The sequence below is a fragment of the Spirosoma soli genome, from assembly GCF_042684525.1.
In the GTDB taxonomy this organism is placed as follows: domain Bacteria; phylum Bacteroidota; class Bacteroidia; order Cytophagales; family Spirosomataceae; genus Spirosoma; species Spirosoma soli.
Window position 1 is genome coordinate 343,183 of sequence record NZ_JBHULN010000004.1, and the last position, 20,872, is coordinate 364,054.

At 50.3% G+C, this 20,872-nt stretch carries 12 protein-coding genes; 7 read left to right on the forward strand and 5 right to left on the reverse strand.

Going from position 1 to position 20,872, the window contains the following annotated elements; all coding sequences use genetic code 11:
- Positions 1-79 precede the first annotated feature (79 nt).
- The gene (locus ACFSUS_RS09285) at positions 80-1,648 is read right to left on the reverse strand and encodes a hybrid sensor histidine kinase/response regulator (protein ID WP_381521815.1); all 1,569 of its coding nucleotides are present in this window, start codon (positions 1,646-1,648) and stop codon (positions 80-82) included.
- A gap of 595 nt (positions 1,649-2,243) precedes the next feature.
- Between ACFSUS_RS09285 and ACFSUS_RS09290 the strand changes: the two genes are divergently transcribed.
- From ACFSUS_RS09290 to ACFSUS_RS09305, 4 genes are all read left to right on the forward strand, one after another.
- Positions 2,244-4,919, forward strand: coding sequence for a PAS domain-containing sensor histidine kinase (locus ACFSUS_RS09290; RefSeq protein ID WP_381521817.1), 2,676 nt, complete (start codon positions 2,244-2,246; stop codon positions 4,917-4,919).
- 970 nt (positions 4,920-5,889) lie between these two features.
- The gene (locus tag ACFSUS_RS09295; RefSeq protein WP_381521819.1) at positions 5,890-9,210 is read left to right on the forward strand and encodes a SusC/RagA family TonB-linked outer membrane protein; all 3,321 of its coding nucleotides are present in this window, start codon (positions 5,890-5,892) and stop codon (positions 9,208-9,210) included.
- Positions 9,211-9,227: 17 nt separating this feature from the next.
- The gene (locus ACFSUS_RS09300; protein ID WP_381521821.1) at positions 9,228-11,036 is read left to right on the forward strand and encodes a RagB/SusD family nutrient uptake outer membrane protein; all 1,809 of its coding nucleotides are present in this window, start codon (positions 9,228-9,230) and stop codon (positions 11,034-11,036) included.
- A 92-nt stretch (positions 11,037-11,128) separates the two neighbouring features.
- Positions 11,129-11,971 (forward strand): endonuclease/exonuclease/phosphatase family protein, encoded by an 843-nt coding sequence (locus ACFSUS_RS09305; protein WP_381521822.1) that lies wholly within the window; start codon positions 11,129-11,131, stop codon positions 11,969-11,971.
- A gap of 144 nt (positions 11,972-12,115) precedes the next feature.
- On the opposite strand, the gene ACFSUS_RS09310 is transcribed toward ACFSUS_RS09305, so the two are convergent.
- Entirely contained in the window at positions 12,116-13,348 is a 1,233-nt protein-coding gene (locus tag ACFSUS_RS09310) for a DUF5009 domain-containing protein (protein ID WP_381521824.1), read from the reverse strand.
- Positions 13,349-13,640: 292 nt separating this feature from the next.
- Between ACFSUS_RS09310 and ACFSUS_RS09315 the strand changes: the two genes are divergently transcribed.
- A complete protein-coding gene (locus ACFSUS_RS09315; protein WP_381521825.1) occupies positions 13,641-14,360 on the forward strand; it encodes an SDR family oxidoreductase in 720 nt (239 codons plus the stop codon).
- 80 nt (positions 14,361-14,440) lie between these two features.
- Here ACFSUS_RS09315 and ACFSUS_RS09320 read toward each other — a convergent pair whose 3' ends face one another.
- Both ACFSUS_RS09320 and ACFSUS_RS09325 read right to left on the reverse strand, forming a co-directional pair.
- Entirely contained in the window at positions 14,441-14,923 is a 483-nt protein-coding gene (locus tag ACFSUS_RS09320; protein ID WP_381521827.1) for an ankyrin repeat domain-containing protein, read from the reverse strand.
- A 152-nt stretch (positions 14,924-15,075) separates the two neighbouring features.
- The gene (locus tag ACFSUS_RS09325) at positions 15,076-15,519 is read right to left on the reverse strand and encodes a response regulator (RefSeq protein ID WP_381521829.1); all 444 of its coding nucleotides are present in this window, start codon (positions 15,517-15,519) and stop codon (positions 15,076-15,078) included.
- Between the two features lie 309 nt (positions 15,520-15,828).
- Here ACFSUS_RS09325 and ACFSUS_RS09330 point away from each other — a divergent pair, with 309 nt between their 5' ends.
- Complete coding sequence (locus ACFSUS_RS09330; protein WP_381521831.1) at positions 15,829-17,397, forward strand: serine hydrolase domain-containing protein; 1,569 nt, start codon at positions 15,829-15,831, stop codon at positions 17,395-17,397.
- A gap of 6 nt (positions 17,398-17,403) precedes the next feature.
- Positions 17,404-19,584, forward strand: a complete 2,181-nt coding sequence (locus tag ACFSUS_RS09335) for a sensor histidine kinase (protein WP_381521833.1) — start codon at positions 17,404-17,406, stop codon at positions 19,582-19,584.
- A gap of 8 nt (positions 19,585-19,592) precedes the next feature.
- On the opposite strand, the gene ACFSUS_RS09340 is transcribed toward ACFSUS_RS09335, so the two are convergent.
- The gene (locus ACFSUS_RS09340; protein ID WP_381521835.1) at positions 19,593-20,867 is read right to left on the reverse strand and encodes a M20/M25/M40 family metallo-hydrolase; all 1,275 of its coding nucleotides are present in this window, start codon (positions 20,865-20,867) and stop codon (positions 19,593-19,595) included.
- Positions 20,868-20,872: the final 5 nt, after the last annotated feature.

Genomic DNA, 20,872 nt, shown 5'->3' on the forward strand with positions numbered 1-20,872 from the left:
AGATAAACGCAAAGCCGGTTATCAGCATACTTGATTCAAGGCGGATTACGCTGTTAATCGGTACCGAATGGCAGTGCCCTTAGTCAGGCTGCACAATGGGCAGCACTAAAATGAAGCTGGCTCCTTCGCCCTCGCGACTGGTGGCCGAAATCAGGCCGTTATGCTTGTCCATATTCTTTTTGGCGATCGCTAAGCCAATGCCGGTACCTTCGTAGCTGGTGCGGTTATGCAGGCGCTGAAAAATGACGAAAATCCGGCTCAGAAACCGCTCGTCGAAGCCAATGCCATTATCGCGTACGACGATGCGGCAGAAATCACCCGTTGGAGAAGCCGGTGCATCAATCGCCTTTGTGGCAACCCGCTCGGCGCTGATGGTGATGACTGGCGGCTGGTCTTGTTTGGCAAATTTGAGCGCGTTGCTGATCAGGTTTTGAAAAACCTGCCGCATACGGGTCGGAATCGTGTCGATGATGGGAATCGGACCGACTGTGATGACCGCTTTCGTTTGTTGCAGCATATCGTCAAAATCCAGCAGCAATTCATCCAGCAAAGCATTCATGTCGGTAGGGTGAAATGACTCGGGGGCCGACAATTGCGAATAGGCCAGCAGGTCGTTAATCAGGCGCGACATGCGGGCCGACGATCGAATGGATCGGTCGAGGTAACTAACCGCTTCGGGATTGTCTTTGAGGTATTTCTCCTTGATGGTATCGTTCAGGAGCTGAATTTTGCGCAGGGGCTCTTTCAGATCGTGCGATACCACCCAGGTGAACTGTTGCAACTCATGATTGGTACGTTCCAGCTCGGCGTTTTTTGACAGTAGTTCGCTGGTTCTGAGCGCTACTTGTTGCTCTAGGAGTTCGGCAACCCGTTTTTGCGGATCAATATCCGTGAAGGTACCTATCCAGCGTCCCGAGCCCCCCTGTTGCCTGACGGGCACAACACGCAGTAAGTGATAGCGGTGATCGCCGGTAGCCAGTTCTTTCAGTCGTACCTCTTTTGTGAATTCTACGCCCTGACCCAGCGCCTGTTTCCAGTCGATATGAAACGCGTCGTCCGAATGGGTGTCCGGAAAAGCCGCTGCGTTTGACGCATAACGGAACCAATGCTCGTTTACGTATTCAATGCGGCCGTCTGGCGCTACGATAAAGGCCATTTGCGGTAAAGAGGCCAACACCGTCTGTAACTCCTGCATGCGTTCGGCGAGGGCTTCCTGCGCCTGCTTCCGCACCTCAATTTCCTTGCGCAACGAGTCCTGAGTCGCCCTCAACTCGCGCTGCTGCTCATAGAGCCGGTGCAGGGTTCTTACTTTCAGTGCCAGAATGTCGGGGTCAACGGGCTTAGTCAAATAATCGACACCACCGGATGTGTACCCCTGCGTAATGAATTTCTTCTCGGTGTTGACCGCCGACAGAAAGATGATGGATGTGTCTTTGGTTTTGCTAAATCCCGCAATAGCATTGGCCACTTCAAAGCCATCCATGCCGGGCATCTGCACATCAAGAATGATGACCGAGTAAGTCGTTTGGAGTACCTTTTTGAGGGCTTCTTCGCCCGATTCGGCCGTGTCAACGGAAAAGCGATGCAGCTCCAGAATCTTTTTCAACGGAAGAATATTCTCTGGTCTGTCATCAACAATAAGAATCATGTAACGCTACTGGTTAAAACGTTGAGAAAGACCGGGTAAGCGGCCTAATTCCCCAGAAAAACAAACTAAAGAATGCTGACAGGACGGAACGTTGATCTGTGTACTCTTAAGGAATTTTACGCAAAGATAAAGCCCTGAAGGGGTGCTGCCAAATCACTAGCTTTATCTATCCCGGTATTGATCAGTCTTACCAATAATCACCCAGACGAAAGCGGGAGGTACCTACGAACCCCAGAAGCTGTACAAAAACTTCCGGGGGGCGAACCCGACATTAAGCCGTTGTTACGTCGCCGTGGACTTATGAAGGATGTATAGAAGCTAGGCAGGCTGGACCTGTTTTCGCACTAAGTTCAGCCTGCTACAATTATTACTTAACAAAACTTCGCAGTACGCTGCTGATTACCAATTGATATAAAGGAAATTTGGCTATTTATTCAGAGTTGAATAAATTATCGCCATTGTAAGTATTATCCGCTATACTAGCTTATCCAAGAAATAATAAATAAGTAGTTGTATATCTTCCCATAATTATTTGCTTACTTTGAGGTTAGTTTGGTTTGGTAGTGCCATTTCAGGCTGCTTTTTGCGATACTCCATGAACGTTGTGAATTCTCAATCTGCACAAGGTAGTACCCTTGCTGATACGCTACTTCATTTGTCCAAGAACGCTATTTTGGTTTTTGAGCAGGTGCAGATCCCGGTCCCAACGTTTCGGATAAAGCAGGCCAATGCCAGTGTTCTAAAACTGGCGGATGAGTTTCCAACTCCATTGATTGGCGCTTATGTTGACCAATTACCCGTTCCGTTTAACTCGCCTTATCTTGTTCAACAGCTTGAGCAGGCGCTCAACCAGGACATAGCCGCTCGTTTTCAACTCATTCATCCTTTTCCGGCTACGGGCGTATTCCCCATTTATGATTGCCAGCTGGTTAACGTTGATAATCAGCTACTGGTGCTTTCAATAGAGGTAATCAATCACTTACCCGAACGTAGCGATTTTCTGGAAGAAGTTCTGGAAACAATGCCTATCGGCCTGATTATATTCCGGGCGATACGTAACGAGCAGGAAGAGATTATTGATTTCCAGGCCACACTCTGCAACCAAATCGGGGCCGAAATATCGCGTCAAAGCCGGGAGGATATTCTGGCTCGTCCGATCAGCGAACGCTATCAGGACATGAAAACGTTTGAGTTGTTTCAACACTACGTACAGGTTGTTACGACGGGAAACTCGCATCATCAGCTTTTGTATCTGCCCCCTCAGGACATCTGGCTGGATGTTTACGTAGTGAAGTATAAAGATGGCTTACTGGTTTCTTTTCAGGATGTTACCCTGGGACAAAAGACGGCATCTTTGCTCGAAAGTGTCATGAAGAGCTCTCCGGCTGCCGTTCGGTACTACGAAGCCGTCCGCGACGAAACGGGCCTAATTATTGATTTTATCATTAGTACGGGTAACGAACTACCGGCCTATCGGGCATTCCGGCCGTTAGAGTCGACAGTTGGCCGACGGATGCTGGAATTGTACCCGTATCTTAAAGTGGATGGACTCTTTGATCGATATGCTGCTGTCGTAGAAACGGGGCACAGCGATCAGTTTGAAGTGTCGTATCCGCATCCGCTTGAGGGTAAACAAATGTTGTTCGATTGTACGGCCGTACGGCATGGGAATGGCTTTGTTCTCACGTCGCTGGATGTTACCGCCCGCAAAGAAGCAGAACTGGCTCAGCAACGCGAAGCACACTTGCTACAAACCGTTCTGGACAACTCCTTAACCGGAATCGCCTGGTTAAAACGGGTCGATAATCCGATGGGGCAGGTAGCTGACTTTACTATCTCCATGATCAATGCGACCTTAGTGGAAACACTAGGGACTTCTCATCTGGCCGTTGAAGGTAAGTTGTTGTCAGTGCTTATGCCGCACCAGATGACCAATGGCCTCTTTGAGCGGTACGCAGCTGTGGCGCAAACGGCCCGGCCGCAACGGTTCAACTGGTCGAATGAGGTCGGTAGTGTCTGGTATGATATTTCCGTAATGCCCTTTGAAGATGGCATCATCGTTACCTTCATGGACATCACGGCTATCAAACTAGCTCAGCTGGATCTGGAGCGGCAAGCTGAACTAATAACCGGTGTTCTAAATAGTTCGTCGAGCAGTATCCTGGTGTTTGACGCCATTGAAACAGACGGCGACATTACTGACTTCCGCGTTGCCCTGGCTAACCCGGCCACCTTAAGCCTGTTTCCGCGGCTGGTTGGCCTGACGTTTACCTACGACGACCTAATGACGCATACGATGCTGGACCTTCTGCCGGAGAGCCGCGAGAAGGTCGTTTTCGCCAGCATGGTGGACGTTGTTAAAAACCGGCAGGCGGTTCATCGGCAGGTTGAGTACCCCGACCTGAACTTAGTTTACGATTACGATATTTCTCCGTTCCGAAATGGTGTCCTGATCATTACCACCGACGTAACGGCGCTGCGGCAGTACCAGCGAAAGCTAGAAGAAAAAAATGCCGCGCTTAGTCAATCCAATGAGCATCTGCAACAGTTTGCCTACGTAGCCTCCCATGATTTACAGGAGCCATTGCGAAAAGTGCGTTCACTGGGCGAATTGCTGGCCTCTAACTACGCAAGCCAACTAGGGCCGAACGGCATAAGCCTGCTGGAACGTATACAAACTACTGCAGCCCGGATGGATACCCTGATCCGGGATTTGCTGGCCTATTCGCGTCTGACCACCAAAGAGCGGGTGCTTGAACCGCAGGACCTGAACCAGATTTTAACGGGCGTTCTCTCGGACCTGGAAGTTACGATCCAACAGAAAGGGGTAACGCTGGAACTGACGCACCTACCCATTATCCAAGGTGACGCGCTGCAACTACGTCAACTATTACAAAATCTGCTGTCAAACGCACTGAAGTTCATTCGCCCGGATGTGCCGCCTGTGATTCGAATTGACTGTCGAGTTGTTCTACGTACCGAAGTTATTGACCTACCCTTAGAGCTTGCGGGAGATTCGTTCTACGAGATTTCGATTAGTGATAATGGTATTGGTTTCGAGCAGGCATTTGCCGACCGCATCTTCCAAATGTTCCAGCGATTGCACAACCGGCAGCATTACAGCGGAACGGGCATGGGCTTAGCGATTTGTAAAAAAATAGTCGAGAATCATCATGGTTTTATCACGGCCCACAGCCAGCCCAATCAAGGATCAACGTTTACGATCTATTTGCCGCAAACCTCTGTAGCTGAAAGGCAGCTGGTGATGTAAGAAGTTTTGAAGTGGTCTCGACTGGTTTCAACGATAATGTATTACTATACATAGATTAAACAGAAGACAGAACTTCATGGTCAGTAAATCTATTAGGGCTGTTTTGTAGATCATACTCCCCGAAATAAAGCCGAGTGCAAAGGTTCAGCTTCAAGATAAAGGCCTTTTATCATAATTTTTTATAATCCGTCCTTTATCAATGTAAGCGCTGAAGACTCCCATGCCAGGAATGCTATAATAAACTTTACTGACAAGTTTTTCCGCTGGATCAATAGCCCTCGATTGACTATTCACTCGCTGATTCGCAATTGTGTGAGTAGACAATAATTGGACGAGGTCGGTCCAGTAGCCACGTAATGAAGCATAGGCTTTTTTCATTTTGTTGACTTATACAAAAGTGAAAAGTACAAGTTTAAACGGTTTGGAATCAGTTACGATTGTTATTCTTTCCAGTAGGGGTTCTGAAACTCATTATAGCTAAACCCAAGGCTAATATATTACAAAATGAGTAGTATAACACGAGCCACCATCCCCTTAACCACTACCGCAAACAACTCATTCGTGGCGGTGCAGAAAAAGGCTAAGATGTTCATTGTATCGGCGTTCTGACAAGGGGTGTTTCCTACATTATTTACTAAGCTAGCGCCTGTTGTCGCTTTACTGCTCTTGCTCAATCTGCCAGCTCGACTTAACAACTCGGAAACATAGGGATAACAATTTTATAACTCTCCATCAAAAGAGCGGGGGCTCGTTTGTCAATACCTTTGCGAATCGTTTAACCCGATTTTAATCGAGCCGTTATGAAAAAGATGATACTCTCTATTCTCTCCGGTGTAAACAGAAAACGGGCGTACTCCAGCACAATCGCCTAGCTGTCTCCCTATTTTTTATCGCTAATGCCCAGGTCACGTTTTACGCTGACCACGGTGCCTTATTGTTTCATTTTACCAACCATCATACAACCCATATCATGAAAAAAACAATACGTAATAAGCTGGGATACTGGCCAAAAGCGCTGTTCATGGGCATACTGCCGTGTGCGCTAACGCTCCCGGCGACTAACGTCAGTTACGGAAGCGGGACACCGACCGTACTGCTTCACAAGAACAACGTTCCCAAAGACATTACCGTAAAAGGAACGGTGCTGGCGTCGGATAACAAAGAACCGCTGCCGGGCGTAAGCGTGGTCGTGAAAGGCACCCAACGGGGCGCAACAACCGATGCAAAAGGAACGTACGAAATCGTTGTGCCAAATGCCGATGCGGTATTGGTGTTCAGCTTTGTGGGCTACGTGCCGCAGGAAGTCAAAGTGGGTAACCGGGGGCAACTGGATATTACGCTGCAGGCCGGTGCCAAAGCGCTGGACGAAGTCGTCGTCGTCGGGTATGGTACGCAAAAGAAAATTAACCTGACCGGCGCGGTTGATCAGGTGACGAGCGAAGTACTCGAAAACCGGTCGCTGCCTAACCTCACCCAGGGTTTGCAGGGGGTTATCCCAAACTTGAACCTCCGGCCGCTGGATGGAAAGCCCATTCAGTCCCCCGCTTACAACATCCGGGGCACAACGTCTATTGGGCAGGGCGGTAATGCACTCGTACTGATCGATGGGGTAGAAGGCGATCCCAGCCGACTCAACCCCAACGACGTCGCCACGGTGTCGGTCCTGAAAGATGCCGCGTCGGCCGCTATCTACGGAGCCCGGGGTGCCTTTGGCGTGGTGCTGATCACCACCAAGAATCCGACCAAAGACCGCACGAGTGTTACGTACTCGCTTAACCAGTCGATTAAGAGTCCAACGACGGTTCCGGATCTGGTCACCGATGGTTACCTGTTCGCCAAGATGTTCAACGAATCCTGGACGGCCTGGAACGACTATTCGCAGACTCCGCAGAATGTAAATAAAACGGTGCGTTTCTCGCCCGCCTACTTAGCCGAGTTTGAGCGACGGTCGCAGGACCCCAGCTTACCCAGGACCGAAGTGGGCGCCAACGGTGAATACGTGTATTACGAAAGTACCGACTGGTACAAAGAGCTGTATAAGAAAAGCCTAAGCGCTACGGAGCACAACCTGTCGTTTTCGGGCAGCAGCGGTAAAGCCGATTTCTACGTGACGGGTCGCTATTTTGGTCAGGAGGGCTTATTCCGGTACAATTCCGACGATTATAAGATTTTAAGCTTGCGGGCGAAGGGTTCCATTCAGGTGTTTCCCTGGCTGAAGATTACCAACAATGCCGATTACTCGTCGCTGACGTACCATAACCCGCTCAACGTGGGCGAAGGGGGGGGCATCTGGCGGAACATTGCCGACGAAGGGCATAACATGGCCCCCATGTTCAACCCCGACGGTACGCTGACGTATTCGGCGGCTTATACGGTTGGAGATTTCTGGTATGGTAAAAATGGCATCGACATGACCCGCCGGGTATTCCGTAACACGGCTGGGTTTGCTACCCAGTTTTTCAACGATAAGTTTCGGGTAAAGGGCGATTTCACGTTTCAAAATACGGATAACGACGAAGACCGTATTCGGGTGCCGGTGCCGTACAGCCGCAAACCGGGCGTGATTGAATACGTTGGAACCAACACCAACGATGTTCAGAACACGAACCGGACCACCCAATACATCGCTACGAACCTGTACAGCGAGTACGAAAATCGGTTCGGAAATAATCATTACGTGAAAGGGTTGGTTGGATTTAACTATGAGCAGTCGACCTTTAAAAGATTACAGGTGCTGCGGAATGGACTCATCTTCGAAGATGCTCAGGACATTAGCCTGGCTCTGGGCCAGTCGATTACCACAAACGGTGGCTGGGAGAAATGGGCCATCCTGGGTGGCTTTTACCGATTCGACTACACATTTAAGGACAAGTATCTGATTGAATTTAATGGCCGCTATGATGGGTCGTCCAAGTTTCCGGCCAGCCAGCGGTACGCGTTCTTCCCGTCAGTGTCGGCGGGCTGGCGACTATCAAACGAGTCGTTCTGGAAAGTATCGCCTAATGTTATTTCGGAGCTGAAAATCAGAGCGTCCTATGGCTCGCTGGGCAACGGTAGCATAGATTCCTATGCCTTCCAGGAGCAGTTCTCGATCGCTCAGTCAGGTCGGGTGTTGAACGGCGTACGCCCGCAGCGAACCGGCCAGCCAAACGTATTGCCCGACGGTCTGACCTGGGAAACGTCGACGACGCAGAACCTGGGTATTGACCTGTCGTTGTTTGCCAATCGGTTGACGTTGGTCGGGGATGCGTATATCCGGAAAACGACCGACATGTTCACCGTCGGCCTGACCCAGCCTGCCGTATTCGGCACCGACGTACCGAAAGGGAACTACGCTGACTTAACCACTAAAGGTTGGGAGGCTACGGTATCCTGGCGCGATAAATTCAACGTTGGGTCCAAGCCGCTGGGCTACGAAATTCGACTGAACGTATCTGATTATCAGGCTACCATTGACAAGTATAACAACCCGACACAACGATTAACCGATTACTACGCTGGTCAGAAAGTGGGCGAGATCTGGGGCTACGTAACCGATGGGTTCTTCACCTCGGCCGACGAAATCGCGAAATCACCCAAGCAAACGTTAATCAAAGCATCGAACACAGGGCAGTTGTTACCCGGCGACATCAAATTCAGAGACCTGAACGGCGATGGCGTCATCAACAACGGCGATAATACGGTCGGCAATCCGGGTGATCGGATGATTATCGGCAACTCGACGCCACGGTATTCGTACGGCATCAACCTGAGCGCCGACTGGAATAACTTTTTCTTCTCGACCTTCTTCCAGGGCGTGGGCAAGCAGGATTGGTGGCCGGGTTCCGAAGCCGGTACGTTCTGGGGGCAGTACAACCGACCTTACAACCGAATCCCAACCTGGCAACTCGGCAACATCTGGTCAGAAGAAAACCCGGATGCGTATTTGCCCCGCTACCGGGGGTATACCGCGCAGAATAGCTCTGGAGAGCTTTACCAAACCCAGACCAAATACCTCCAGAACATTGCGTATGTGCGGATGAAGAACATCCAGATTGGGTACATTCTGCCAACGCGGTTTATTCAAAAGATTGGCATGACCAACGCGCGGGTGTATCTGTCGGGCGAAAACCTCTGGGCCTGGTCACCGCTCTATAAACTCACCAAAGACCTGGACGTAGAGAGCACCGGCCGGTCGGATGCCGTTATCAGCCCACCCAATAGCAATGACCCCAATAGTAACAGTAGTGGTAACGGCAATAACTACCCAATCCTGAAAAGCTTCACCGCTGGACTATCGGTCACATTCTAACCTCATTGACTTTACTTATGAAAACCAATAAATCAACATACGCGTGGTTACTCGGGTTTAGCTTACTTTTCGCTGCCGGATGCAGCGAGCTGGACCAGGTGCCCGAAGCCACGGCAACCAAGACGGCAGTATTCAGCAGTGAACGAGGACTTGAACTGTACGCCAATTCGTTTTATGATGTATTGACTAGTCCGGACTTCAGCATTTTACCAACGGCTAATAACATTATCCGTTCGGATGAAATGGCCGATTACGCAGCCAGAACGCAGGTGCCGGACTTCCTGAGAGAAGGCGCTTTTAGTTCGCGGCAAAGCTCAGGCTGGGATTGGCGGGCCCTGCGGAACATCAACTACTTTATTGAAAACAACACGAGTCCCAACGTAACGCCCGAAGCCCGGCGGCACTACACCGGACTGGCCCGATTCTTCCGGGCCTGGTTCTACTACGATAAAGTAAAGCGGTTTGGGGATGTGCCCTGGATTAACAAGACGCTACCCGTTGGCGACTCGGCCCTGTACAACACGCGCGATCCACGTACGCTCGTAATGGATTCGGTGCTGGCCGATCTGGATTACGCCACGCAGAACATCCGGACAACGACCGACAATTCGCGGTCGTTGATTACCAAGTCGATTGCCTACGGACTAAAGTCAAGGATCTGTTTATTCGAAGGGACGTTCCGGAAATACCACACCAGTTATAAGCTGGAAAGTACGGCTGCCAAGTGGCTCACCGAAGCCGTAAACGCGGCCGACAAGGTTATAAAAGAATCAGGCTTTACCCTGAATGAAGCCGGTGGGCCGACCGCATCCTATCGGCAGTTGTTTATCAGCAAAACGCCGGTCGGGTCCGAAATCATGCTCTCGGCCGTTGTTGATCCGGCGTTGAGCGTATTCAACGATGCCAACTGGTGGTGGACCAGCGCTACTTACGGGGCTCGGGTGAGCCTGACCAGAACCTTCGTTAATACCTATTTAACCATCGACGGAACTCCTTTTACAGCCAAACCGGGCTACCAAACCATGACGTTCATGGAGGAGGTAAAAGGCCGTGACCGACGCCTGCAGCAAACCATCCGAATGGGCGATTATAAGCGTATCAATGGCGGTACACCCGAACCGGCTCCTCCGGTATTTTCGTATACCTATACCGGCTACCAGCCCATCAAGTGGACCGTCGATGATACGTATCCCGATGGCGGAAGTCGGAACGAAAACTCCATCTCGGTCATGCGATACGCCGAAATTCTCCTGAATTACGCAGAAGCTAAAGCTGAGCTGGGCACTTTAACCAACGAAGACTGGGCAAAAACGGTTGGTGCCCTTCGCAAACGGGCCGGCATTACGGGCGGATTGTCTGCTAAACCAACGGTGGTGGATACGTACTTACAGACCAACTACTTCCCGACTATATCAGACCCGGCCCTGTTGGAAATCAGACGCGAGCGCGGGATTGAATTAGTGCTGGAAGGCTTTCGCTTCTACGACATTGTGCGTTGGAACCGGGGCCAGTTGATGGAGCAGGAGTGGAACGGCTTTTACGTGCCAGCGCTCGACAAACCGCTTGACCTGAATGAAGATGGCAAAAACGACGTGGTTTTCTATAAAGTCAGACCGGCCACACAGTTGCCAGGGGTTACGTATATCAACGTGGCCGAAACGGTCAACGGTGTACCCAACCCGCAACGGCTCAAGAACGATACCTCTGGCGAATTAACCTGGCTCAGCAACATCCCCAGAAAGTGGGACGAGAAGCATTATCTGTATCCGATTCCCGAAGCCGACCGGCAGGTGAACCCTAAGCTTGGCCAGAACCCAGGCTGGTAATTGATTCGTTAAAACGAACGCAGATGTTTGTGATCATAAGAATCATAAACATCTGCGTTCTATTATTGTAAACGTTAACAAACAAATCCTCGATGAAAATCCTTGGCATAGTCTTGCTTGTGTGCGCGTTAATAACTCCCAAAACATTCGCTCAGAAATTGACACCCATTCGCGTCGCTACGTATAACATCCGGTACAACAATCCCAACGACGGACCCAATGCCTGGCCAAACCGGAAAGAGAACGTGAAGGGCCTGATTCGGTATCATGAGTTCGACATCTTCGGGACGCAGGAGGGGCTAATCGACCAAATGAACGATTTGAGTGAGATGCCGGAGTTTGCCCGCATCGGAAAAGGTCGCGACGATGGTAAAGAAGCCGGTGAGCACTCGGCCATTTTCTACAAGAAAGACCGCTTCAAACTGCTGCAATCCGGCGATTTCTGGTTGAGCGAAACGCCCGACAAGCCGGGTAAAGGATGGGACGCTACCTGCTGCAACCGTATTTGCTCGTGGGCTAAATTCAACGATCAGACCACCAACAAGGAGTTTTACTTTTTCAGTGTACACTTTGACCACCAGGGCGTTGAAGCGCGTCGGCAATCGGGTAAGCTGATGGTACAAAAAATTAAAGAGATCGCGAAGAACGAACCTGTGATCTGCGTGGGCGACTTAAACTCGACGCCCGAAACGGAGCAGGTTCAGACCATGCAAACGCTCCTGAACGACGCTTACCGCGTTACGGCCACGCCACCCTATGGCCCCGTTGGGACCTTCAACAGCTTCAAGTTCGACGCGCCCATGCAAAATCGCATTGATTACATCTTCGTGAGCAAAGGCATCGACGTACTAACATACGCCGTGCTGACCGATGCCAACCAGCAGCGCTACCCATCCGACCATCAACCCGTAGTGGCAAAGGTTGTGATTAAGTAAGAATGTAGCCCGGCCGGTTGTAGCTTGGACGGCCATGTCCTGGTAGCCGTAGGCTAAATTGTAGAGGGAATACCAACTACCCCATTAGCCTGCGGCTACTAGGACCAGCGCGGGGGCGCCCGTGCGGTCCAGGCTACATCACACCTAAATTTTTAGCTTAATCTTCAGCCGACCCAGAAGGGCGGTGATGCCTATCACCAGAAAAGCGAACAGTAAGGATTTAAGCAGGCCAACAACTCCGAACGTCAACGATTTGGGTAACGAAACGCCCGACAAATCGGCCACGCTGTAGTAGACATAAGGAATCAAATAACAGGTCAATGTGCTGGTTCCGGCTGGTTTTATAAGCCTGAACCAGCTTGCTTTCTCTTTCAGATCAACCAGGTAATAGACGATGGCATAGCTCATAAAGGCTATACCAGTACAGATGAATACCCAGGTTGGCGTTGCCTGAATTTTCGAGATGATAAAGTACTGTCTGAGTACCGAACCGCCCAGTAGAAGCAGCGTACCCATGCTGGCAAAACGCAACGGGAGCGATCCTGCTTGTTGGGTGTTATAAAGACGGTCGAGCCAGAGGGTCGCTAGTATCCCCGCCGATGTGAACGCGTGGAAAGCACCATTGCCCAATATCCAGTCGTGAGGGCCGCCGGGCCAGAGTTGACGGAGCCACCCCGCATGTCCGGCAATGTTGATAAGCGTAAAAACTACCCAGGAAACGACAAGCAAAGCTGGCCGTTTGTACGTGAACAGGTAGATGATGGCGCACGTGAGGTACGTCCAGCCAATCAGGCCCAAAATTCCCCACCACTGAGGTGCCATTCGTACTACGTTGTCGTTGGCACCCCCTCTGAACGTAATGGCTAAATAAAGCAACAAGCCGACGCCGATGAGTTGCAGTCCTCTGAAAAGCCATTGCCTGGCCCCGTCACGTTTGGGGTAAACATTCCAGATTAGAAAAAAGCCCAGTACCATCAGCATCTGAAACCACTCGGTGCTCATCCCCGTGGCTGCCGCGTTCAACTCGGGAACATTAACCGTGAAAACGCCCATGATCAACAGCGCAACGGAGCGAATAACAATGTGCTGAATGATCTGCCCCGTGGATTCTCCTTTGGCTATTCGCTGACGAACGGCGAACGGAATTGACATGCCCAAAATGAACAGGAAGCACGGAAAAATTATGTCGGCAAAGCCTAAAAAGTCCTGATTCGCCCGCGAATGTTCAAGCCAGGCCGGAATGCCCGATAGTGTCCATAAGTCGTTGACGAAGATCATTAGAAGCATCGTCAGGGCTCGGAAAACGTCGATCGAGGCAATACGTCTTGGCAACGGGGCCTGGGTAGGTATTGACTGAGCAATTGGTCTGGTCTCCATCGTGTCAGATAGTGTGCCCGAAAGTGGCGACGCTATTTAGCGGATAAAATTCTATTTACGAAGGCTTAGGTGCTGATTAAGGTAGTGTTTTTAAAGCTGCCAGTGTGGTTGTTATCTGCTGAGTGGCTGTTGCCATCTCTGACCGGTCAGAGACCGGATAACGCCCGAGCATAGTCTGGAGACTATGCTCAACAGGAGCAAGCCTAAGCCTTATTGAAACCTTCGCGGGGCTCTCCGAGTTATCGCGAGGGTTACACACCCGGTTAATTTTACTAATTCAGTCTACGTACTCATGGCAGATCACATCAGAACCGCCCTCATCACGGGCGGGTCGAAAGGTATTGGTTACGGCATTGCCGAAGTGCTCATTAAAGAAGGGGTTAAGGTGGCCATCACCAGCCGTTCATCGGTGGCGGCTGAACTGGCTGCGGCTAAACTGAACGAGATCAGAGCTGATCACGCGCTCGGCGTAGCCGCCGACGTACGTGAGTTGGCATCGCAGCAGCGGGCTGTTGATACCGTACTCCAACAATGGGGGCGGCTCGACTACGTAATTGCCAACGCTGGTGTAGGGCATTTTGCGCCTATTCAGGAAATGACACCTGAGCAGTGGCACGAAACCATCGACATTAACCTTACCGGTGTGTTCTATACGGCAAAGGCAACGCTCCCCGCACTGAAAGAAACTGAAGGCTATTTTATTACCATTGCGAGTCTGGCGGGGACGAATTTCTTCGAGAAAGGAGCTGCCTATAACGCCAGTAAATTTGGTCTGGTGGGCTTTTCTCAGGCTATTATGCTCGACCTGCGTAATGAAGGCATCAAAGTGTCGACCATTATGCCAGGTTCGGTAGCCACCGAATTTGCCGATCACCAGCCGAGCGAAAAAGACGCCTGGAAAATTCAGCCGGAAGACATCGGGCATATCGTGTACGACCTGCTCAAAATGCATCCGCGCACCTTGCCCAGCAAAGTCGAAGTTCGCCCAACGATACCGGGCGGGCGGAAATGATAAAATTAGTTGACAGGATGGACAGGATTTTAGTACATCTTGTTCATCCTGTGAATCCTGTCAGAAAGAACTGTTTCTGGCTAGGGCAACCACTGCAACGCTTCTTCATTACCCTGCTGGATGGCCAAGTCGCGAGCCGTTAATCCGCGCATGTCACGGAGCGACGTATCAGCCCCGGCATCGAGCATTAGTTTCACTAACTGATTCCGGCCGAACAACGTGGCAAACATGAGCGCTGTGCCACCGTTACCGTTTTGAGCGTTCAGGTTGGCACCATGTTCAATTAAGAGTTGGGCAATATCGGCGTAGCCTTTAAAACAAACGCCCATCAGCGCCGTGTTACCGCTAACATCCTGCACATTAACGTCGGCACCAGCCGCAAGCAGCGCTTTTGTCGCATCGAGATGACCATCGTAAGCGGCAACAATCAACGGTGTGAAGCCTTTCCCATTTTGAATGTTAACATTAATGTTAGCGTCAATGAGTTGCTGTAGGTAGGCTGTATCGCCTTTGCGGGCCGCATCGAAAAGCAGATCTTCTGGTTGGGCAGAGTAAAATGACATAGACGTGTACTGTTGCGTGTTAAAATGTAGGACCAACAATAGGACAACAACGTAGAACAGATTGTTTCTTTCGGATGATCTCTTATTCGTTAGAACGCAACTTGACAAGCCGCTATATGGCTCTATAACCAACCACCGGTAAGCCCAAAGAACTAGGCTAATTTTTGCTCCGCATTGGTCGGCAAAATAACCGTCCGCAACCAGTGCTGCTGCATAACGGATACCAGATTGACAAATTGAGTGAGGTTGCTGGGTTTGCTCATGAACGTATTGGCTCCCAGTCGATAACTCTGCTTAACAGACTGATAGCTACCTGTACCGGAAAGCACCAGCACGGGTACTTCTTTCAGCATTTCGTTCGCCCGCATCGCTTGAAGGACAGCATACCCATCTATTTTAGGCATGTTCAAATCCAGCAGAATCAACGTCGGCAGGTGCTCCGCCGATAACGTAATCAAATGGTCTAGAAGGGATTGTCCTTCGTTGAAAAAATGAAGTGAACAATCTTCGGTCATGTCGGTAAAGACTTGCTTAATGATTAGTCGGTCGTCTTCATCATCTTCGGCTATATATATTGTGTATGTTGGAGAAACCACAGTGTTTTTGCTTAGTTAATTTTACTTAAATATAAGTCTATTAAAATTGTATACAGATAGGTCTGTGTATTTATTAATGTGTATTTAATCTTTACATCTGGTAAGCAGGATATTAAGCGGTAAATTTTTTGTACTTGAGTCAATCTTGAGCCATAACCGTAATTTGTCTTCCCTCAATAACCAATTTCAGATGGCTGTAACAGTAAGATCTCTTGCAAAACGCCTGAGGCATAGGCATTGCTAACGCATATTGATTAAGTTAGCGTGTCGATCATGCCACTGAAACCAATATTTGCTGCCTCTATTGCCATGAAGCCATTTTTTACGCTCTTCTTTCTATTGAGTTACGCGGCCTTTGCGCAACCTGTAGCACCATCACGTACGACTGCTCCCGTTGGCCACGTGACTACGTATCAGCCGCCCGTTTTCAGCGATGCCGACCGGCTCAAAAAGCTCGAAGCCGCTTTCCCCATTGTTGAAAAATTATATCGCGAGCGGGCCGAGAAGTTTCATTATCCGGGCTTGGCCTTTGGCATCGTTGTCGACGGTAAACTGGTCTATTCGGGTGGGTTTGGCTATACCAATGTGGCTAAAAAGACAGCGGCAACGCCCAGGTCATTGTTTCGGATTGCGTCGATGACCAAAAGTCTGACGTCGATGGCTATCCTAAAGCTTCGCGATGAGGGCAAGCTGCGGCTCGATGATCCGGCTGAGCAGTACATTCCGGAGCTGAAAAATCATAAATACCTCACGGCCGACGCCCCCCGCATTACAGTCCGCAACTTGATGACTCATTCGGCGGGTTTTCCGGAAGATAATCCCTGGGGCGACCGCCAACTTGCCGATTCAGATGCCGACTTGCTGGCGTTAATCAAGAACGGGATTTCAAACGCCAACGCGCCTAGTATTGCCTACGAATACAGTAACCTCGGCTTTGCGATGCTTGGGCGTATCATTACCGTTGTGTCGGGCAAGCCGTACCAGCAGTACATAACCGAATCGATTTTGAAGCCGCTGGGCATGAACGATACGCAGTGGGAGTACACCCGCGTACCGGCTGAACAATTGGCACTTGGCTACCGCTGGGAGAATGACCAATGGAAAGAAGAACCCCTGCTGCACGACGGCTCCTACGGTGCCATGGGCGGGTTAATTACGTCCATCGAAGATTTTAGCAAATACGTAGCGGTACACTTAGCCGCCTGGCCACCCCGTAACGATCCTGAATCGCAGCCTGTGAAGCGCAGTTCGATTCGGGAAATGCAGCAGCCCTGGACCTTTTCGGGTTTGGCTCTCCAGGCCAAAAACGCGGCTGGTCAGATCTGTCCGGCGACAAGCGGCTACGGCTACGGACTAGGCTGGAGTCAGAACTGCGCCGGACGCGTGAGTGTGGGCCACAGTGGCGGTCTGCCGGGTTTTGGTAGTCAATGGCGTATGATGCCAGATTATGGCATCGGCGTAATCGCCTATGGTAATCTAACGTATGCTGGACTTGGGTCCGTCAATACTGCCGTGCTCGATACGTTGGTTGCCATTGGGAAGCTTCAGCCTCGCCAACTGCCCGTGTCAACTATTCTGGCGCAACGGAAAGCCGAGCTGGTGAAGTTGTTACCCAACTGGACGAATGCCGAGCGAAGCGGCATTTTTGCCGAAAATTTCTTTCCCGATAAGTCCGTCGAAATCCGCCGAAAGACGGTGCAGGATTTGTACGCGAAAGCCGGAAAAATTCAACGCGTGGGTGAGCTGATTCCAGAAAACCAACTGCGGGGGCATTTTGTGATGGAAGGCGAGAATGCCAATATTGACGTGTTTTTTACGCTGACGCCCGAAAACCCAGCCCTGATTCAGCAACTCGATTTCCGGGAGGTGAGTAAGTAACGTACTATGAGAGTTTACACCCTTCTTTTCTTTTTGTGGCTGGGGGCGTTAATGACCGGACGTGCGCAACGGGGATGGCCGCCTGTTTATGAAATCAAAACGGATTCGGGCAACCTGGTTATCGATACGACTCATTTTCAGATACTGGAAGATCCTGAGGGAGACTATACACTTGAACAGGTTCAGCGCAACTCTGCCTTTCGGTTTGGGGCGGTTTATAACAAAAATCGACGTTCGCACGTGTACTGGGTGCGAATGCGGGTAAAGAACTCGCTGCCACACGACCTAAACCTGTATTTGTGCGAATTCAATACCAGCTATCTGGACATGTACTGGCTGGACGCTAAACAACAATGGCAGCATCAGCGCACGGGTATACTGGTTCCGTTAAGCGAAATTCCTGACCACGAGGGCAATAAAGAGCGATCGCGTTTATTCTTTCGGTTACAGCCCGGCCAGAAAACAACCATCTATCAACGGTCGGCCAATGCGGTTTGGCAGCCACCCATTATGTACCTTCAGCCCCAGTTGCAAACCGAAGCGTATCGAATCAAACTAGCCTACAAATCCCTACGCGTTGATAATAGCTGGAGGGATTATTTCTTTAAAGGAATTATGATTGGAATTCTGATTCTGGCGGTTTGTTATAACCTGTTTATTTTCTTTTCCACCAAAGACCGGGTCTTTCTATACTTTGCTATTTGCCTGTTCTTTTTCACGTTAGATCGGAATGGATATTACGTTCAGCTCTCTTTCTTTGCCGACTATCCATATGTATTCAGGCTGCTTTATTACTCCTTCTTTTTTCTCTTCTTTACATTTTTCATTCGGTCAATTCAGTTGTTTATTCAACCTGCGCCTGAATTGACCCGGTTGAATAAGGCTACTACGTTCTTGCTGGGGTTAACCATTCTTGTTTCTATCATTCAATTTCTTGCTTTTGGTTTGCTACCGCTTCCTGCTAATACGTTAGGAACGGTCATTGAGGTATTAATTCGGGTTGTTTACATTCTCTGTGTTATTATGATGGTCAGGATGATCCGGCGAGATTCTTCCGATGCACGTGTCGCATTACTGGCAACGGCCCCTCTTTTTCTGTTCTGGATGATAGCGCTGACTTCCTCCTTTGGGGTTAATGTTTCCTATGAACTCTGGCAGGAGTTACTTATATACATCGAAAATGCCTGCTTTGCCTGGATGATTGTCTTTTTCTCGGGAGCGCTCATTAGTCGGTATAACTCAGCGCGTAAACGGGTGGCTCAGCAGGCGATAGAAAAAGAACAGCTCGAAAAAGAGCGCGAAATTGAACGGAACCGCCTAATTGCTAATCAGAATGAGCTGCTCGAACGGCAGGTTAACGAACGCACGGCCCAGCTACAAACGTCGCTCGAAAACCTGCGGACCGCGCAGGATCAGCTTATTCAGAAAGAAAAACTAGCCTCACTGGGCGAGCTGACCGCTGGCATTGCGCACGAGATTCAGAATCCACTAAACTTCGTTAACAACTTCTCGGAGGTGAGCACTGAACTAGTAACTGAACTCGAAGAGGAGCAGGAAAAACCAGATCGCGATTCGGATCTTGAAAAAGAACTGTTGGGCGACCTGAAACAAAATCTTCAGAAGATCACTCATCATGGTAATCGGGCCAGCCGCATCGTTGAAAGCATGCTCGAACATTCGCGGACCAGTAACGGCGAGCGGCAACCCACTGATCTCAACGCGCTTTGCGATGAATACCTCAGATTAGCTTACCACGGCCTTCGCGCCAAAGATAAGTCGTTTAATTGCCAGCTAGTAACCAATGTTGAGCCGTCCAGCCAACGGCTTAACGTAGTGCCGCAGGAGATCGGCAGGGTGCTACTGAATCTGTTTAATAATGCCTTCTACGCTGTTCACCAAAAGCAAAAGGAATGCCCTGATGATTACCAGCCAACCGTCACGGTCAAGACAAAATACCTGGATAATCAGGTTGAGATACGAGTGGTCGACAATGGTTTGGGTATGACCGAAGCCGTCCAGCAGAAGATCTTTCAGCCTTTCTTCACCACCAAACCGTCTGGCGAAGGTACCGGCTTGGGCCTCTCGTTAAGCTACGATATCATTACCAAAGGACATGGCGGAACAATGCACGTAGAAAGCGAACCAGGCAAAGGCACTGAGTTTATTATTCGATTGCCCATTGCCTGAGCACGGTACTAGCGGGTCAGTCGGTAAATTAACAGTGCGGTGCGTTGTATCAGGAGAGGGTATTCGGTAAGATTCATGCTTTCTTCGATGCTGTGCGCTCCTTTCCCCGATGCGCCCAAGCCGTCCAGACAGGGCACGTATTGGGCCACAAACGATACGTCGCCCGCCCCGCGCGAACCCGGATCACCCGCCTGTACCGGGCCTAATCCCATATCCTGACTGATCCGGTCGACGACCTTACGTAATTCGTCATTAGCGGCCGAAGGCTCCATGGATGGAATACCATCGCTGAATGAAATGGTTGCTTTGGTTAGCGGCAGGCTTTTGTCAACGATTTCACGCATACGAGCGCGGGCGTTTTCTTTCTGAGCTTCGCCTAGAAACCGTAGGTCACCTTTCACGAGCGCTGAACCGGCTACAATGTTCGTTTTACCAACGGTTTCGGCCTTGGCGGTCTTGTCGTCGTAGTGTACTTCGGAGCCGCCAACCATCAGGCCGGGGTTGAAGGTCAGGTTTTGCTCCTGACCCAACGCCCGCCGAAACTCGTTCAGAATGCGGCTAGCCTCATAAATGGCGCCATAGCCGAGGTCGCTAAACACGCGGGATGAGTGCCCCGACCGGGCTTTTACATTTAGTGTCCAACTGCTCGACCCCCGGCGACCCGTAGTGACACTATGCAGGCCCTGGGCGGTTTCAAACGCCAATGCTACGTCGCAACGTTTGGCCCGCTCAATGAAATCCCGCCTACTTTCAGAACCTCCCGAACTTTCTTCATCGCCGGTAAAGTAGATCGTAATGGACGTATCGTCGAGCAGCTTCTGCGCCTGTAAGGCTTTCAGGGCCGCAATGATTAACACGTCGCCCCCTTTCATGTCGTTAACCCCTTGTCCTGTGGCGGTTGAGTCATTGACGCGGGTGAAGGGCTCCATCGGCAGGCTTTTTTCGAAAACGGTGTCTAAGTGCCCAATCAGAAACAGCTTCTTACCTTTCTTGCCTTGCCGGGTCGCTACCAGGTGGCCAGCCCGGTTCAGGGAGTCCGGCAGGGTAACCCATTCCGTCTTGAAACCGAGTTTATCGAACTCATCCGACATAAGCTTGCCTACCGTCCGAACGCCTTCCTTGTTGAGCGTGCCACTGTTGATGTTGACCACCTTTTCGAGGAGCTGAAGCGTTTCCGGTAGTTGGGTTTGCACAGTCTGTATGACACTTTTCTCGGGTTTGGAAAGCGATTGCCCGAAAAGACTGTTACTAAGTACAAGCAGTAGGTAGACGATTTTCTTCATAGGTT

Coding starts and splice junctions, on each gene's coding strand:
- ACFSUS_RS09295 (WP_381521819.1), top strand. CDS start 5,890: ATGAAAAAAACAATACGTAATAAGCTGGGATACTGGCCAAAAGCGCTG.
- ACFSUS_RS09335 (WP_381521833.1), top strand. CDS start 17,404: ATGAGAGTTTACACCCTTCTTTTCTTTTTGTGGCTGGGGGCGTTAATG.
- ACFSUS_RS09285 (WP_381521815.1), bottom strand. CDS start 1,648: ATGATTCTTATTGTTGATGACAGACCAGAGAATATTCTTCCGTTGAAA.
- ACFSUS_RS09305 (WP_381521822.1), top strand. CDS start 11,129: ATGAAAATCCTTGGCATAGTCTTGCTTGTGTGCGCGTTAATAACTCCC.
- ACFSUS_RS09340 (WP_381521835.1), bottom strand. CDS start 20,867: ATGAAGAAAATCGTCTACCTACTGCTTGTACTTAGTAACAGTCTTTTC.
- ACFSUS_RS09310 (WP_381521824.1), bottom strand. CDS start 13,348: ATGGAGACCAGACCAATTGCTCAGTCAATACCTACCCAGGCCCCGTTG.
- ACFSUS_RS09315 (WP_381521825.1), top strand. CDS start 13,641: ATGGCAGATCACATCAGAACCGCCCTCATCACGGGCGGGTCGAAAGGT.
- ACFSUS_RS09320 (WP_381521827.1), bottom strand. CDS start 14,923: ATGTCATTTTACTCTGCCCAACCAGAAGATCTGCTTTTCGATGCGGCC.
- ACFSUS_RS09330 (WP_381521831.1), top strand. CDS start 15,829: ATGAAGCCATTTTTTACGCTCTTCTTTCTATTGAGTTACGCGGCCTTT.
- ACFSUS_RS09290 (WP_381521817.1), top strand. CDS start 2,244: ATGAACGTTGTGAATTCTCAATCTGCACAAGGTAGTACCCTTGCTGAT.
- ACFSUS_RS09300 (WP_381521821.1), top strand. CDS start 9,228: ATGAAAACCAATAAATCAACATACGCGTGGTTACTCGGGTTTAGCTTA.